The sequence below is a fragment of the Brachybacterium sp. AOP43-C2-M15 genome, assembly GCF_052446295.1.
GTDB lineage: Bacteria > Actinomycetota > Actinomycetes > Actinomycetales > Dermabacteraceae > Brachybacterium.
Map to the genome: position 1 here is coordinate 128,195 of NZ_JBQSWB010000003.1, position 15,762 is coordinate 143,956.

The 15,762-nt window shown below is 71.2% G+C and carries 14 protein-coding genes; 9 read left to right on the forward strand and 5 right to left on the reverse strand.

Features of this window, described 5'->3' with window-relative positions; translation table 11 throughout:
- Nucleotides 1-84: 84 nt before the first annotated feature.
- The 4 genes from ACT3SP_RS04400 to ACT3SP_RS04415 all read left to right on the forward strand — a co-directional run bounded on the left by ACT3SP_RS04400 (nucleotide 85) and on the right by ACT3SP_RS04415 (nucleotide 6,246).
- Nucleotides 85-948 carry a carbohydrate ABC transporter permease gene (locus ACT3SP_RS04400; protein WP_444586029.1) on the forward strand — a complete coding sequence of 288 codons (864 nt, stop codon included), beginning with the start codon at nucleotides 85-87 and terminating at the stop codon, nucleotides 946-948.
- Nucleotides 945-1,748: a carbohydrate ABC transporter permease gene (locus ACT3SP_RS04405; RefSeq protein ID WP_444586030.1), complete on the forward strand. Its 804-nt coding sequence runs from the start codon at nucleotides 945-947 to the stop codon at nucleotides 1,746-1,748. The genes ACT3SP_RS04400 and ACT3SP_RS04405 overlap by 4 nt, the downstream gene beginning before the upstream one ends.
- Before the next feature lie 200 nt (nucleotides 1,749-1,948).
- A complete protein-coding gene (locus ACT3SP_RS04410; RefSeq protein WP_444586190.1) occupies nucleotides 1,949-3,022 on the forward strand; it encodes a carbohydrate kinase family protein in 1,074 nt (357 codons plus the stop codon).
- A gap of 425 nt (nucleotides 3,023-3,447) precedes the next feature.
- Nucleotides 3,448-6,246: a sugar-binding protein gene (locus ACT3SP_RS04415; RefSeq protein WP_444586031.1), complete on the forward strand. Its 2,799-nt coding sequence runs from the start codon at nucleotides 3,448-3,450 to the stop codon at nucleotides 6,244-6,246.
- A gap of 52 nt (nucleotides 6,247-6,298) precedes the next feature.
- Here the strand turns inward: ACT3SP_RS04415 and ACT3SP_RS04420 are convergent, their stop codons facing one another.
- The 3 genes from ACT3SP_RS04420 to ACT3SP_RS04430 are packed head-to-tail and all read right to left on the reverse strand — an operon-like array spanning nucleotide 6,299 to nucleotide 8,185.
- On the reverse strand, nucleotides 6,299-6,913 hold the full coding sequence (locus ACT3SP_RS04420) for an SRPBCC family protein (protein ID WP_444586191.1): 615 nt from the start codon (nucleotides 6,911-6,913) through the stop codon (nucleotides 6,299-6,301).
- Nucleotides 6,903-7,631 carry a DUF899 domain-containing protein gene (locus ACT3SP_RS04425; RefSeq protein WP_444586032.1) on the reverse strand — a complete coding sequence of 243 codons (729 nt, stop codon included), beginning with the start codon at nucleotides 7,629-7,631 and terminating at the stop codon, nucleotides 6,903-6,905. The genes ACT3SP_RS04420 and ACT3SP_RS04425 overlap by 11 nt, the downstream gene beginning before the upstream one ends.
- A complete protein-coding gene (locus ACT3SP_RS04430; RefSeq protein WP_444586033.1) occupies nucleotides 7,628-8,185 on the reverse strand; it encodes a dihydrofolate reductase family protein in 558 nt (185 codons plus the stop codon). The genes ACT3SP_RS04425 and ACT3SP_RS04430 overlap by 4 nt, the downstream gene beginning before the upstream one ends.
- Before the next feature lie 794 nt (nucleotides 8,186-8,979).
- Here ACT3SP_RS04430 and ACT3SP_RS04435 point away from each other — a divergent pair.
- From ACT3SP_RS04435 to ACT3SP_RS04445, 3 genes are all read left to right on the forward strand, one after another.
- Nucleotides 8,980-9,162: a hypothetical protein gene (locus tag ACT3SP_RS04435; protein WP_444586034.1), complete on the forward strand. Its 183-nt coding sequence runs from the start codon at nucleotides 8,980-8,982 to the stop codon at nucleotides 9,160-9,162.
- A gap of 257 nt (nucleotides 9,163-9,419) precedes the next feature.
- Complete coding sequence (locus ACT3SP_RS04440) at nucleotides 9,420-10,298, forward strand: hypothetical protein (protein WP_444586035.1); 879 nt, start codon at nucleotides 9,420-9,422, stop codon at nucleotides 10,296-10,298.
- A gap of 588 nt (nucleotides 10,299-10,886) precedes the next feature.
- Nucleotides 10,887-12,341 carry a GmrSD restriction endonuclease domain-containing protein gene (locus ACT3SP_RS04445; protein WP_444586036.1) on the forward strand — a complete coding sequence of 485 codons (1,455 nt, stop codon included), beginning with the start codon at nucleotides 10,887-10,889 and terminating at the stop codon, nucleotides 12,339-12,341.
- A gap of 33 nt (nucleotides 12,342-12,374) precedes the next feature.
- On the opposite strand, the gene ACT3SP_RS04450 is transcribed toward ACT3SP_RS04445, so the two are convergent.
- Nucleotides 12,375-12,980, reverse strand: coding sequence for a flavin reductase family protein (locus ACT3SP_RS04450; protein ID WP_444586037.1), 606 nt, complete (start codon nucleotides 12,978-12,980; stop codon nucleotides 12,375-12,377).
- A gap of 140 nt (nucleotides 12,981-13,120) precedes the next feature.
- Between ACT3SP_RS04450 and ACT3SP_RS04455 the strand changes: the two genes are divergently transcribed.
- Together ACT3SP_RS04455 and ACT3SP_RS04460 are read left to right on the forward strand one after the other, a co-directional pair.
- Nucleotides 13,121-13,918, forward strand: coding sequence for an SDR family NAD(P)-dependent oxidoreductase (locus ACT3SP_RS04455; protein ID WP_444586192.1), 798 nt, complete (start codon nucleotides 13,121-13,123; stop codon nucleotides 13,916-13,918).
- Between the two features lie 26 nt (nucleotides 13,919-13,944).
- Nucleotides 13,945-14,223, forward strand: a complete 279-nt coding sequence (locus ACT3SP_RS04460; RefSeq protein ID WP_444586038.1) for a DUF4440 domain-containing protein — start codon at nucleotides 13,945-13,947, stop codon at nucleotides 14,221-14,223.
- Nucleotides 14,224-14,391: 168 nt separating this feature from the next.
- Here ACT3SP_RS04460 and ACT3SP_RS04465 read toward each other — a convergent pair whose 3' ends face one another.
- On the reverse strand, nucleotides 14,392-15,738 hold the full coding sequence (locus tag ACT3SP_RS04465; RefSeq protein ID WP_444586039.1) for an MFS transporter: 1,347 nt from the start codon (nucleotides 15,736-15,738) through the stop codon (nucleotides 14,392-14,394).
- Nucleotides 15,739-15,762 lie beyond the last annotated feature (24 nt).

The window sequence follows — 15,762 nt, forward strand, 5'->3', positions numbered from 1 at the left end:
ACCTCTCCTGGATCGGCGCAGCACGGCCGCCCGCACCACCACCAGCACCGCCGCCCGCACGGCCGCCCCGGCAGGCCGTCGGCCGTGGCGCGCTCCGCGGCCGCCCCGTACCTGTTCATCCTCCCGGCCTTCCTCGTCTACGGCGCGTTCGCGCTGTACCCGCTGGGCCGGGCGGCACAGTTCTCCCTGTTCGAGTGGAAGGGCTTCGGCTCCTCCACCTTCGTGGGGCTCGCGAACTACGTCGACCTCGCCGGGGACGCGGCCTTCCGGGCGGCGATCGCCAACGCGCTCGTCCTGATCGTCTTCTACGCGGTGATCCCGCTGGTGGTGGGACTGGTGCTGGCCGCGATCCTGCGGCGCGGGCAGGTGCGGGGGATGGGCTTCTTCCGCACCGTGATCTTCCTGCCCCAGGTGATCGCCCTGGTGGTGGTCGCCGTCGCCTGGCGGCAGCTCTACTCCCCGAACGGCCTGTTCAACGACGTGCTGCGCGCCGTGGGGCTGGGATCCCTCACCCGCGGCTGGCTGGGCGACCCCGCCACGGCGCTCGCCGCCGTCGGCTTCATCGGCACCTGGGTGCAGATGGGCCTGGTGATGCTGCTGCTCCTGTCCGGCATGAGCCGGATCCCGCAGGAGCTGTTCGAGGCCGCGCGCCTGGACGGCTCCGGCCCCGTGCGCGAGTTCTTCGCGATCATCCTGCCCGCGGTGCGCGGTGAGATCACGGTCGCGCTGGTGCTGACCATCATCGCGGCGCTGAAGACCTTCGACCTGGTCTACATGACCACCTCCGGCGGCCCTGGCAACACCACCACCGTGCCCAGCTTCGAGGTCTACTTCCGCGCCTTCGAGCTGCGCACCGTCGGCTCCGCCTCGGCGGTCGCGATCGTGCTGACGCTGCTGATCTTCGCGATCAACGTGGCCGTCACCCGTATCGGGGAGCGCGAGTCATGAGGGTCTCCCGCACCGAGTCGACGCTGAACTACGTGATCCTGCTGGGCTTCGCGGCCTTCGCGCTGACGCCCGTGCTCACGATCCTGCTCACCTCGGTCTCCGCCCCGCTGGGCCAGAGCGGCGGGCTGCACCTGGAGAACTTCGTGCGGGCGTGGACCATCGGCGGCTTCGGCCGCTCGCTGGGGAACTCGCTGGTGGTCGCCGCGATCGTGGTGAGCCTCGCGACGGTGCTCGCGATCGGTTCCGGCTACGCCTTCGGGACCATGCGCTTCCGCGGTTCGACGGCGCTGTTCTACCTGTTCCTGCTGGGGCTCATGATCCCCGCCGAGGCGACGATCATCCCGCTGTTCTTCGACCTGCGCGCCCTGGGGCTCACCGACACCTACCTCGCGATCGCGATGCCGCAGGTGGCGCAGTCGATCGCCTTCGGCACCTTCTGGCTGCGGGCCCAGTTCCGGGCGATGCCCACGTCCCTTCTCGAGGCCGCCGCGCTGGACGGCGCCGGTCCCGTGCGCGCCCTGACCCGGGTGCTGGTCCCGGCGAGTCGGCCCGCGATCGTGACCATGCTGGTCCTGGTGTTCATGTGGACCTGGAACGAGTTCCTCATCGCCCTGATCATGGCGCCCGGCGGACGCCTGCGCACCGCCCCGCTGGGGCTGGCGAACTTCCAGGGCCAGTACACCGCCGAGACCTCCCTGCTCGCCGCGGGCGCCGTCATCGTCGCCCTGCCCACCGTGATCCTGTTCCTGTTCCTCCAACGCCACTTCATCCGCGGAATGCTCGAAGGAGTCGCCAAGTGATGACGGACGAGACCCCCACCCCCGAGACCCCCACCCCCGAGACCCCCACCCCCGAGACCGCCGCTCCCGACGTCCCTGCCCCCGAGACCCCAGCCCCCGAGACTCCAGCCCAGACCGCCGGGGCCGCCGTCGGTGCGTTCACCCCCGGCGGCTCCGTCCCCGCCCCGCCCGAGGCCGCCGAGGCCCAGGACTGGGACCCAATGGCGTCCCGACGCAGCCCCGAGGACCCGCCGCTGGACGTGCTGCTCTCCGGCACCGTCTTCTTCGACATCGTCTTCACCGGCATGGAGCGCCTGCCCCGTCCGGGCGAGGAGCTGTGGTCCAAGGGCATGGGCTCGAGCCCGGGCGGCATCGCCAACCTCGCCACCGCCGCGGCCCGCCTGGGACTGCGCACGGGGCTGGTGGCCGGCTTCGGGGACGACGCCTACGCCGACTGGATGTGGCACACCATGGCCGAGGAGGAGGGCATCGACCTCTCCGCCTCGCGCCGCTTCACCGACTTCCACTCGCCGCTGACCGTCTCGATCGCGGCCGAGGGGGACCGGGCCATGGCCACCCACGGACACGATCTGCCCGAGCCGCTCTCGGCCCTGATCGCCGGGGCGCCCGCCGCCCGCGCCGCCGTGGTGGACCTGGCGGGGGAGACCTCCTGGTGGGCCGAGCTGGCCCAGCGCGGCTCCCTCGTCTTCGCCGACATCGGCTTCGACGAGACCGGGCGCTGGGACGCCGCGGATCTCGCCCCGCTCGCCCACTGCCACGCCTTCACCCCCAACGCCCTGGAGGCCATGGCCTACACCCGCACCGACAGCCCCGACCGGGCCGTGCGGGAGCTGGCGGAGAAGGTGCCGCTGGCGGTGGTGACCGACGGCGCCACCGGCTCCTACGCGATCGACGGCTCCACCGGCGAGGAGGCCTACTGCCCCGCCGTCCCGGTCACCGCGATCGACACCACCGGGGCCGGGGACGTGTTCGCCGCCGCGATCGTGCTCGGCACGCTCGCGGACTGGCCGCTCGAGCAGCGGCTGAAGTTCGCCTCCCTGTGCTCGGCGCTGGCCGTGCAGCAGTTCGGCGGCTCCCTCGCCGCGCCCGGCTGGGGCGACATCGCCGACTGGTGGCACTCCCTCAGCCGCGCCTCCGACGACGGCGACCTGCGCGCCGCCTACACCCGCGGCCCCTACCGCTTCCTCGACGGCGTGGTCCCCGACCACCCCGTCCAGGGCCGTCGCCGGGCCCAGGGCACCTTCGCCCTGCGCTCCGACGCCGGTGACCACTGACCGCCCGCTCGTGTCATGCGCGTGTCGATGCCACGGTCACCATGCCCGGCCCCGGGGCCACGGTCACCATGCCCGGCCTCGGGGCCACGGTCATCGTGCCTGGCCTCGGGGCCACGGTCATCGTGCCCGGCCCGGACCCCGGCCGCCGTGCCTGCCCTCTCTCCGTCCCCCGTCGGCGGTGACCGATGGGTCTGGTGCGCCGGTGTTCCACGGAGGGAACACCAGCGCACCAGACCGGCGAGTAACCGCCCGTGACCCTCGATCGTCCCTCTCCTGATCACCTCAGCAACCCCTTCCCAAGCTCACCCCCATGCGACGACAGGAAGGAGGCGCCCTCGCCGCCGCAGCGCCTGCCCGAGCAGTTCCCCTTCAACGTGACCCCATGGACGCATCGACGCGTCCCACCACGAGAGAAGCCAGGACTCATGTCGCACTCCACGACCACTCCCTCCACCATCACCCCCACCCCGGACACCCTCACCCTCGACGCCACCCCCACCCGCGCCCGCTCCGTCTCCCGCCGCCGCCTGCTGCAGGGCTCGGCCGTGCTCGGCCTCGCCGCGGGCGCCACCGCCTTGGACCTCAGCGCCCTGACCCCCACCGAGCGGGCGCTCGCCGACGGCACCGTTGACCTCGACATCCTGTACATCGGCGCCCACCCCGACGACGAGGCCTGGACCCTCGCGGCGCTCGGCCAGTGGAACGAGTTCGAGGGCCAGCGCGCCGGGGTCATCACGGTCACCCGCGGCGAGGGCGGCGGCAACGCCGTCGGCCTCGAGGAGGGCCCGCCGCTGGGCCTGATCCGCGAGACCGAGGAGCGCACCGCCGTGGGCTACGCCGGCATCGAGCACGTCTTCAACCTCGACGCCGTGGACTTCTTCTACACCCTCTCCGCGCCGCTGAGCTACGAGGTGTGGGACGGGGCGGAGGTGCTCAGCCGCGTGATCCGCGTGGTCCGCGCGACCCGGCCGGACGTCATCGTCACCATGAACCCCTCGGCCGTGCAGGGCAACCACGGCAACCACCAGCAGGCCGCGATGTTCGCTGTCGAGGCGTACCTGCTCGCCGGCCGCGAGGACGTCTTCCCCGAGCACTTCGAGGAGGGGCTGGCCCCGTTCACCCCCTCCCGGCTGCTGCGCTCGGGCTCCGACGGCAGCGCCTCCACCGGCCCGGACGCCGTCTCCGAGGGCTTCGATCCGGTGCTGGCCAGCGACGTCGTCTTCGGCGCCTGGAACGGCACCCCCTCGGAGCGCCACGGCAAGCGCTGGAGCGCCCTGCGCGACGACTCCGTGCACGCCTACCGCACCCAGGGCTGGCACGTGAACCCGCCCTCGCCCACGGACCCGGAGCAGATCCCCGCCACCTGGTTCACGCTCATCGACTCCCGCGCTCCGCTCGCGGACCCCACCAGCGGCGACACCGCCGCCCTGCAGGGCGCGACCCTGCCGATCGACGGCGGTCTCCCGCTCGGGAGCACGATCGAGGTCACCGCCGACCGCTTCGAGGCGCTGCCCGGGACGCAGGTCGAGGTCGAGGTGGTCGTCGGCGCGACCGGCAAGGCCCTGCCCGGCGTGCAGGTCGAGCTCGAGGTGCCGGAGGGCTGGTCCGCCGGACGCCGCCAGGGGCTCGGCACCATCCCTGCGGAGCAGCAGGCCACCGCGACCTTCTCGGTACGCGTCGGAGAGGACGTGGCCCCCGGCGAGCACGTGCTGCTGCGCGCCCAGGTCACCTCCCGCCAGGGCACGGGCGAGAACGTGCTGCCGCTGCGCACCGCCGGACCGGTCGAGGCCGGTATCGCCGACCGCCCCGAGATCGCCGCGTTCCTGGAGTGGACGAAGGATCTGGGCATGGAGCGCCTGGACGCCCTGGTGCCCACCCGGCGCTCCGTCGGCCAGGGCGGCGGCGAGGAGTTCGAGGTGGTGGTGCGCAACCACGCCGACACCGAGCAGGACGCCGAGGTGGTGCTCGAGCTGCCCGAGGGCTTCTCCGCCGATCCTGCCGAGCTGCTGGTCGAGGCCGTGCCCGCGGGCGGCACGGCGAGCGCGACCGTGCGGGTCGAGAACACCGATCCCTCGCTGCCCACCGCGAACCGCGCCCCCGACGGCGGGGTCTACCCGGTGACCGTCACCGCCACCGCAGGAGGCATCGCGGCGCCCGTTGCCCAAGGCCTGCACCTGGTGCCGCGCCTGGTGGCCGAGCGCTCCCAGGGCGTCGAGGTCGACGCCCACCGCGGCGAGGGCGAGTATCCCGGGGACACGATCGACATCGGCACCCTGTGGGAGGGGGAGGAGGTCACCGAGGAGGACGCCTCGGGCACCACCTGGGTCACCTACGACGACACCGCGATCCACGTGTTCGTGCAGGTCAAGGATGACGTTCTGGGTGCGCTGCTGCCGGAGGAGGACAACAAGCAGCGCTTCCGCACCGACTCCATCGAGATCATGATCGACCCCCGCGGCACCTCGGACCACACCGCCACCACGTTCATCCTCGGGGTGCTGCCCGGCACCGACGACGGCAGCGGCGGCGTGGGCGGGCCGGTCGCCGGGCGCGACCACGACAACCGCCAGGGCCCGATCGACGAGACCGCCCCGGGGGTGCAGATCGCCGCCCTGATCTCGGATCCCTACGAGGGCTACGTCGTGGAGACGACGATCCCGCTGGAGGAGCTGCCCGACGGGATCGACCCCCGCCGGATCGGTTTCAACGTGGTGGTCTACGACTCCGACACCCAGGACCGCACCGGTCAGTCCCGCATCGGCTGGTCCACCTTCCCGGGCGTGCAGGCGGATCCGTTCCGCTGGGGCGTGCTCGAGCTGCCCGAGCTCGAGGCCGGGCCCGACGCCCCGGTCGAGCCGCGGATCCCCGACACCGCGGCCCGCTCGGTGGAGTCGCCCGCCTCGATCCTGCAGGCCGCGACCGACGGCGTCGGCCTCGGCGGAGCCCCGGCCCTGGCGGCCGGCACGGTGCGCCTGGACCGGGTGCTGCGCCGACGCGACGAGGTCTCGGTGCAGCTGCGCAGCACGGCGGCCGGTACCCGGCGCGCCTACGTCTGGGACGGCGAGCGGATCGTCGGCGAGGCGGAGGCGAAGGAGATCGGCGCCGTGCGGGAGACGCTGCGGATCCCGCTGGCCGACGGCGTCGACGCCGGCGCCGCGCTGTGGATCGCCGCCTCGCTCGAGAACGAGGAGGGTTCCGCCGCCGGGGCCGCCACGGTGGAGTGACCGCACCCGCTCGCCGGGTGCGCGGCGTGCGACGCGGCGTGGGGTGCGGGTCCTACGCTGTGCCGACCGCCCGCTCGAGCGCGGCGAGGGACTCCTCGAGGAAGGACGGCGGGAACGGGGGCAGCCCGAACTCCTCCCGCAGCCCCACCGGCACCGCGCTCCAGTCGTAGGTGAGGGTCACGCGGGTGCCTTCGCCCTCGGGGGCGAGGTCGTACCGCCAGGTCCAGCCGCCCGTGCCGAGCTCCCCGTCGGGCGCGTACTGCCCGGGCTCCCAGGCCACGGTGCGGTCGGTCTCGAACGCGATCACCCGGTTGTGCATGTCGTAGCGGCCGTGCGCGTTCTCGTGGAACATCTCGATGCCGAACACCTGCCCCACCTCGGTCAGCGGGGCGGGGTCCTCCTCGAGGGGGCCGCGCACCCAGTCGGTCGGCTCGGTCTCGTGATGCCGGGACGGGTCCGTGAGCAGGGCGAACACCGTCGCGGGCGAGGCGGCGACGGAGCGGGAGACGACGTAGCGGCTCGTCTCCTCCGGCGAGCCGCCGGCGCCGGGACTGCTCGCGCCGGGACTGCTCGTGCCGGGAGCGTCGGCGGTGCGACCGTCGGCGGGCGAAGATCGTCGTCGCCGCCGGCGGCGGCGGTCGGTCCGGTCCCGGTGCTCATGCGCGATCCTCCGTGTCGTCCTGCGGTGCGTCCTGCGGGGCCGCCTGCGGCCCGTACAGCGTCGCGACCTCCTCGGAGCTCAGCCACTTGTCGTAGGTGGCGGACTGCGGCCAGCCCTCGGGGGAGTCCTGCCAGTCCTCCTGGCGTCCGTAGGGCAGCACGTCCACGAAGGCGAAGGTGTGGCTGAGCTGCTCGGTGCCGCGCCCGTCGGTGTGCCAGGTGCGGTAGACGGTCTCGCCGTCGCGCAGGAACACGTTGACCGCGAAGCCGGCCCCGGGCGCGGCGCCGACGTCGGCCCCGAAGTCGCTGCCCGCGGTCGAGTACCAGTCCAGCTGGTTGCCCACCTTCTCGCGATAGGCGAGGGCCTCGTCGATCGGCCCCTGGGTGACCACCGCGAAGCGGGCGTCGTACTTGTGCAGGAACTCGGTGCGGGTGAACTGGGAGGTGTAGCCGGTGCAGCCGCCGCACTGCCACTCCGAGTCCGGGAACCACATGTGGTTGTAGGTGATCAGCTGGGAGGCGCCGTCGAACACGTCGACCAGGCGCACCGGCCCGTCCGGACCCTGCAGCGTGTACTCGGGCATCTCGACCATCGGCAGGCGTCGGCGCTGGGCGGCGATCGCGTCCAGCTCACGGGTGGCGGCCTTCTCGCGCACGCGCAGCGCGTCGAGCTCGCGCCGCCAGGTCTCGGGATCGGTGACGGGCGGGAGGGCAGAAGTGGTCATGACGGGTCCTTCCGGTGGGTCCAACGGGTGTACGTGACGCCGGAGGCGAAGGAGAGGTGCTCGAGCAGCGCGAGCTCCTCCCGATGGCCGTCGGGGAACAGCCCGCGGCCCCGCCCCTGCACGTGGGGGAACGTCCACAGGCGGTACTCGTCCGCGAGGCCCGCGGCGATCGCGGCGTGGCAGAGCGTGATGGAGCCGGTCAGGGAGATCTCCCCGCCCTCGGTGCGCTTGAGGTCCCCGATCGCGGCGATCGGGTCGCCGGCGAGGATCGTGGAGTGGACCCAGCCGGGCTCGGTCAGGGTGGAGCTGACCACGTACTTCTCGAGGGTGTTCAGCTCCTCGGTGATGCCGGTCGGGTCGTCGGTCTGCTCGGGCCAGAAGCTTCGGAAGTCCTCGAAGGTCTGCCGGCCCAGCAGGAGCGCGTCGCAGGCGGCGCTGTCGCGGTTCATGATCTCGAGCTGGTCGCCGTCCGCGGCGAGCGGATCGAACCAGTCGTCGAGCATCTCGATGCGTCCGTCCACGGTGATGTTCTGGGTGACGATCAGTGGTCGCACGGGACCTCCTCCGTTGGGGTTCCTCGGTGGGACCACGCTAGACCTCGCGGCGTCACGGGGATTGTCCGATCCTGCGCAGTTCGGGGGCGGATCCCCGGCGTGGTCGGGGGAGGGCGTGCGGGCGCGGGCCGCGCCGAGAGGGGCACAGCCGTCGCGGAGACGCCAGCGGCCGGCCGCCTCGCCCTGCCCCCGGCGCTCGGCACCACCGCTCGCCCGTCCTGCCGCCTCGACCATGGGGACTTCTCCCCGGGGAGTGCTCCCCGTGCACTCCACCCCATCGCGCTCCAGGTCACAGGCCCGTAGATTCCAGGCACTGGGTGCGGGCCCCGAGGGGACGCGAGGACAGGGCACGGGGTCGACCCGCTGCGTGAGCCGACCGGGACGGTGGGGGCCGTCCCCTCGGCGCAGAGCGCGGCCGGGCGGTCCCGTGCCGGTTCTCGGCCCCCGGAGCAGGGCGGCCGAGGCTCCGTGGGGGGCGGGATCGGCCGACGGCGCGCAGGCCAGGGGGAGGCGGGAGCCGGGCCGAGGGGGTCCGGGATCCCGCCTCCGTGCGGTGCGGTGCAGCGCGATCATGGCCGGCGTCGAGCGGCGCCTCGCCGTTCCCGGGCACCCACCGCATCACCACCGGATCCGGGTCTGTGATTCGCCCGACCCATGCCGCGCGGCCCTTTCCCGCGGCCCTGATCCGGCCCTAGTCTTGTCACGGACACAAAGACGCGAGAAAACAGCGTCTGATCAGGCGGTACTCACCCCTGGACAGTGAACCCCACACCGCGAGAAGGAGGGACCCAGGCATGGAGTCGCACCATGAGCTTCCCATCGGCCACGAGCTGCAGGCAGCGACGTCGACAGGACCGATTCCGGCGGTCCCTGCGACCTCGGACGCGGGCGAGCAGCAGACCAGCTGGCGCACCACGGTCGCCGTGATCCTCGCGCTCGTGCTCGCCCTCGCGGTGATCACGATCGTGGGTCTCTGAGCAGAGCGTGCACAGCGCGGCTGGAATCGACCACCCCAAGATCCCACCAGGACTCCAGGCGTGAGCGACCATGCTGGTCACGGTGTTTTCGTCGCGCCGATCTCGGAGTAGCCCGAAGACGTATCGTGTGCTTTCCGTCGAGAGTCCCACGGCGGAGTGAGCGAAGCTCGTGAAGGCCTGGGGTGGTTTCCCGGGACTGAGTGGATGGGGACTTCTCCCCATCGCCGTGGCCCACCCCCGTGGATACTCTGCGACACATGTCCAGTTTTCTCGGCGCCGACACCGATGCACTCCGCGACCTCGCCCAACTCTACGAGGCAGGGGCGTCGAGCCTGGAGGAGACGGCGGGCCCCTCGTTGCACCGCGCCCTCGGAGTGACATGGGTAGGTCCTGACGCGGACGAGTTCCGCAGCACGTGCCAACAGCTGCGCGCGAGACTCGATGAGGTGCACGAAGCGATCTTCGGCTGGGCGGACTGCTTCGTTGCACAGGCTGATCAGCAGGACAGCGCCTCCGAGGGAGAGTCAGGTGCGTCGGCTGGTGGGCACGTTGCACAGACCGACCTGACGGACATCCTCAAGGATTTCCCGTTCAGCTCCGGAGGCGGGAAGTCCTGGAAGCTGCCGGAATTCTTTCCCCGTTTCTCTCCGCACGATTGGGTTCCGCCTCTCCTCAAGGAGGGAGCCGATGCCGTCGCCGACAAGGTGGAGAAGAGTCTCCCCAAGGCTGAGCGGTTCCTCAAGAAGGTGACCCCGGTCATCCCCGACGCGTATGACGCAGGACGTCACTACTTGAACGGCGAGACGGCCGAAGGGAACTTCGCAGTGATGCGAGGGATGGTCAGCGCGATTCCTTATGTCGGCGTTGGAGTTGACCTCGCCGATCTAGCGAGTTCCGGGCATCCCGAAGGGTCGGGGCTTGAGCGCCTCGAGAAATGGTATGTCGACGGCATGAATGATCCTGACTCCGCCATGTCGAAGGGTGAGCGCGAGGGGCTTCGGAAGGCGGACGAGCAGGGTATCGAGAACAAGTATGCCCGGAACATCATCAAGGTCGCCGTGGGCAACGGTCGAGCTTGGGAGGAGAGCAACCTGCACCGTGATGAGAACGGTGATGTCAATCCGTGGATGACATGATCGTGCGGAGCCGACGTGCGCCGCTCAGAAGGTGACGGGCCCGGTGACCAGACCTGCTGTCCGGATGCTGAACCCCGTAGCAGATGACGCCCTGCGCCTTCGTTGCGGAGACTCATCCGCCGGCCCTACGGGTCTCACGTCACCCCGCACGCCGCCCGGGATGCATCCTCCCTCCCGCCGCGTTCCGGCCAGGACGCAGTAACCCAGGGAGGGGTCCACTCGAGATCGATCTGGATCTGGCCGGCAGGACGGCCTTACCACCTGGCGCACCATGCTCGCCGTGATCCTCGCGTTCGTGTTCGCCCTCGCGGTGATCGTCATCGTCGGTCTCTGGGGCCCGCGCGGACCGACGGACTTGGGCCGACAGGCTCGGGCTGACGGGCTCGCCCCGACAGGCTCGGCCCGACGGACTGGACCCGACGCACGGCCGTGTGATCCCGGCGACGTCGCACGAAATCCCCGACGGACACGGTCGTTGAAACGTAATCTTCGAGGGAGTCCCTTCCCGGGGCGAGGGGATGAGCGGCCGGTGCCGACGCCCCGGTCCACGCCGGCCGTGGACATCGGTGACCTTCCCGAAGGATGCGTATGTCCGCTCAGCGCCCCACCCCGCAGCACCCCACCCCACCGCGCCGCGGTGACGACGGCGGCTGGTTCTCCGCCCCCGTGCACCGCCGGCAGCGGCCGCTGCCGGTCCCCGCGAAGAGCTACCCGATCGCGTGGGCGCTGTCGCTGTTCCTCGGGGTGTGGGGTGCGGACCGCTTCTACCTGGGCCGATGGAAGACGGGACTGCTGAAGTTCGCCACCGTGGGAGGACTGTTCCTGTGGTGGATCATCGACCTCGTGCTGCTCACGGCGGGCGCGATGCGGGACGCGAAGGGACGCCCCCTGCGCCAGTTCGAGACCGTCAAGTGGCCCTCCCGCATCATCTCGGCCGCGGTGGTCATGGGCCTCGTGGGCATGATGGCGCTGGGCAGCACCGTCGAGCCGCCTCCGCAGCCCGCGGCGGCCGACGGGGGCGGCGGTGCCGCCGTCCTCATGGAGGAGGAGTCCGACCAGCTCTCGGAGCTCCCGGAGGAGGAGACGCCGACGGCGGAGGAGACCGAGTCCCCGTCGGCGTCCCCCACGACCCCGGAGTCGACGCCCTCCGAGACCCCGAGCCCCACCCCGAGCCCGACCCCGACACCGTCACCGTCCCCCGAGGTGGTCGAGCCCGCCACCGGCACCGCGGCCGCGATGCTGGCCGGTCTCGAGGAGAAGGGCCGTGCCCCGAAGACCGGCTACGACCGCGACTCCTTCGGGTGGCGCGATGACCTGGACCGCAACGGGTGCGACACCCGCAACGACATCCTGCGCCGTGACCTGCACACGATCACGCTCAAGCAGGGCACGAAGGGGTGCGTGGTGCTGCGCGGCACCCTCGAATCGCCCTTCAGCGGGGACACCGTCGCCTTCGACCGCACCGACAGCACGGTCGACATCGACCACGTGGTGGCGCTCTCGGACGCCTGGCAGACCGGCGCCGCGAGCTGGGACGTGGAGCTGCGCCGCGAGTTCGCGAACGATCCGCTGAACCTGCTCGCCGTCGAGTCGGGCCTGAACCGGCAGAAGGGCGACGGCGACGCCGCCACCTGGCTCCCGCCGAAGAAGGACTACCGCTGCGAGTACGTGGCGCGGCAGATCTCCGTGAAGGACAAGTACGATCTGTGGGTCAAGCCCGCGGAGGCCGACGCCATGGAGGGCGTGCTCGCGGACTGCGAGGGCTTCCTCGCGGTCGCCGACGACGACCAGTGGCCCGCCGCCGGGGAGGGGGACGTGGTCGCCACCGAGGCCCAGGAGACGGCCGCGCCGTCGCCGGATCCCGCACCGGCCCCGGCCCCCGCGCCCGCGGAGGACGACGGCAGCGGCTCCGGCGGTGGGGGCAGCGTCCACTACAAGAACTGCGACGCCGCTCGGGCCGCCGGCGCGGCGCCCGTGCACAGGGGCGATCCCGGCTACGCCAAGCACCTGGACCGTGACGGCGACGGGGTGGGCTGCGAGTAGGGCGTGCCTCCTCACGGAGGCGGAGAGCTGAGCTCAGTCCGGCCGGCGCATGTCGAAGCGCTGTTCCGCGCTGATCCCGAAGTACGTGGTCGGCCCGCCCCCGCGCAGCACCGGCTCGGCGGCGGCGGTGTCGACGATCCCGTCGACGAGCAGGGAGTCGTCCAGATGGACCGCCACCACCTCACCGACGGTGAACCACGAGCCGGAGCTCTCGCCGCTCGCCGTGCGCAGGTCGATGACCTGGGCGACTCGGCACTCGAAGCTCGCCGGTGAGGCCGCCACGCGCGGCGCGGAGATCTCCACGGACTCGGCCGCCTCCACTCCGGCGGCGTCGAACTCGTCGACCTCCGCGGTGGTGGACGAGGCGTTCATCGCCTCGGCGAGGGCGCGGGTGACCAGGTTCCAGGTGAACTCCCCGTTCGCTCGGCAGTTGGCGACGGTGTCCTTCCAGGAGTTGCTGGAGAAGCCCACGAGCGGTGGGGAGTAGTTCAGGGCGTTGAAGAACGAGTAGGGCGCGAGATTGCGGCGGCCGTCGGCGCCCACCGTGCCGATCCAGCCGATGGGGCGCGGCGAGACGATCGCGTTGAAGGGGTCGTGCGGCAGGCGGTGGCCCTCGGACGGGCGATAGAAGTGGGTCACCCGCCCATCCAAGCAGGTGTGCTGGGAGCGGGACCGGGACGTCGTCACCGTCCACGTCACCTCCGCACCCCGCCCGGGAAGGATCCGCCCTCCTTCGGCGTTCCTGCCAGGACTCACCGACCCAGGAGGGGACCTTCATGATCGATCTGGATCTGGCCGGCAGGACGGCCTTCGTCAGCGGCTCCACGCAGGGCATCGGGCTCGCGATCGCGCGCCGGCTCGCCGATGCCGGCGCCCGCGTGGCCGTCAACGGCCGCACCGCCGAGCGGGCGGAGGAGGCGCTCGCCGCCCTGACCGAGGGCGGGCTCTCCCGTGAGCAGCTGATCGCCGCGCCCGGCGACGTCACCGCCGACGAGGGGCTCGAGGCCGCCCTCGCCGCCGCCGGGGACGTGGACGTGCTGGTCAACAACCTCGGCATCTTCGGCGCCGCAGCGGCGCTCGAGATCAGCGACGCCGAGTGGCAGCGCTACTGGGACGTGAACGTCCTGGCGTCGGTGCGTCTGATCCGTGCGACGCTGCCGCGGATGAAGGAGGCCGGCTGGGGCCGGGTCCTGAACATCGCCAGCGACTCCGCGATCGTCACCCCGGCGGAGATGATCCACTACGGCGTCTCCAAGACGGCGCTGCTGGCCGTCTCCCGCGGCTTCGCGAAGGACGCCGCCGGCACCGGCGTGACGGTGAACTCCGTGATCGCGGGCCCCACCTACACCGAGGGAGTGCAGGACTTCGTGTACCAGCTGGTGGATCCCGCGCTGCCGTGGGAGGAGGCGGAGGCGGAGTTCATGCGTCTGCACCGCCCGCAGTCCCTTCTCGAGCGGCTCATCCGCCCCGAGGAGATCGCGAACATGGTCGTCTACCTCTCCTCCCCGCTCGCCTCGGCGACCACCGGTGGGGCGCTGCGCGTGGACGGCGGGTACACGGACGCGATCCTGCCCTGAGGGCCGGTCGCTTCTACGGCGCTCCGATGACGGCCGACGCGGTGATGATCCTGGTCTACGGCATGGTCCTGAATCGGGAGACCCTCGCCGCCTCCTTCGACGAGTCGCCCGCCTGGAGCGCCTTCGCCCTCGAGGACACCCACCTGGTGCCGACGGGGGAGGGCAGCGCCGCACCGGTCCACCGGGCGACCGCTACGCGTGACGGCGAGGACGAGCCCTTCGCCGCCCTGATGTTGAGCCACCACACCCTCGTGGACGGCCGGCCCGCGCCCACTCTGTACCAGCAGACGACGGTGATGCACTGACGGGCGGCCGCCCCGCACTCTCCCTGCCGTCGACGCAGCACGATGACCGCGTTGACACGCTCGCCGAGCGCGCTGTCAGGGCGGGTGGTGGTTGAGAGTCAGGAGTGCATGCGCGCCGTGGTCAGGCACGCATGCACTCCTGAGGTCACCTCGTTCGTATGGGCTTGCTCAGCGGTTCGTCTCTGCAAGGCTGCGCCGTTCAGCTTCGACCAGAGCGCCGACGCGCTGACGTTCGGCACGGCCCCAGGTCTCCTTGGTCATGAGGATGCCGATCAGGCCGATGGCAGCTGCAGCCATGTAGAGCATCGCTGCGCCCGGCCACCCGAAGACGCCCACCAGAGAGGCGGCGAGGAGAGGAGCCAGGCCGCCGAGAGCGGCCGCGAGCTGATACCCGAGGGAGGCGCCGGAGGTCCGAGTGCTGGTGCGGAACTGCTCGGTGAGGAGCGACCCTTGTGCGCCGGTGAGCGAAGCGTGGATCAGCCCGATGCCGACGATGAATACCATCGCTACCATGAGCGGTTGCCCGTCATTGGTGAGCAGGTACATCGGGAAGGCGAACAAGATCGCAGTGATGCATGCGGTGATGTAGATGGGACGCCGCCCGATACGGTCCGTCAGGCTCCCCGCCAGGAACGTCACGAAGATCGCGATGATGCTGGCCGCTGTGAGCGCGTTGAGGGCGACCGACCTGAGCTCGGGATCCCGGTCCGCGATGTAGTTGAGGAAGTACGTGGCCGTCGAGTAGTAGGCGAAGGACTCCACGATGCGCAGCGAGATGACCCGAAGGATGCCGCGCCAGTCGTTCTTGATGGTGGCGAGGAACGGGTTCTTCTCGATCGTGCCCGCGGCCTGCGCCTCCTGGAACTCAGGTGACTCGGACAACCGTGAGCGCACGATCAGGGCGGCGATGACGAGGACGGAGCTGAGCAGGAACGGTACCCGCCACTTCCAGTCGCCATCGAGGTTTGCCGACAGGGCGAACATGCCGCTGGCGAGGGCGATTCCTAGAGGGTTCCCCGACTGCGGGATAGCGGCGAACATGCCGCGGCGGTTCCACGGGGCGTGCTCGTACGCCATCGTGATCGCGCCGCCCCACTCTGCGCCGAAGGCCAGTCCCTGAATCATGCGAATGACCGTGAGGATGATCGGTGCCGCAACGCCGATCTGCGCATACGTGGGCATGAGGCCAATGGCAAAAGTGGCTGCGCCCATGACGATCATTGCGCCGACGAGCACGGGCTTGCGACCGTATTTGTCCGCGAGGTATCCGCCGACCGCGCCGCCTATAGGTCGCATGAAGAAGCCGACGGCGAGAGTCGTGAATGCGAGCAGGGTGCTCACCAGCGGGTCTTCCGAAGGGAAGAAGATCGGGCCGAAGTACAGGGCGGCGGCGGTGCCGTAGGCGATGAAATCGTAGTTCTCCACGCTCGTTCCGACGCCAGCGGCGATCGCTGTCTTCAGTCGGTCTTTCGATCCGAGGGCGCTGCGGGTCGGGGGTGCTGCGGTGGTGGTCATGGGATCTCCTTTGATCAGTGCTGG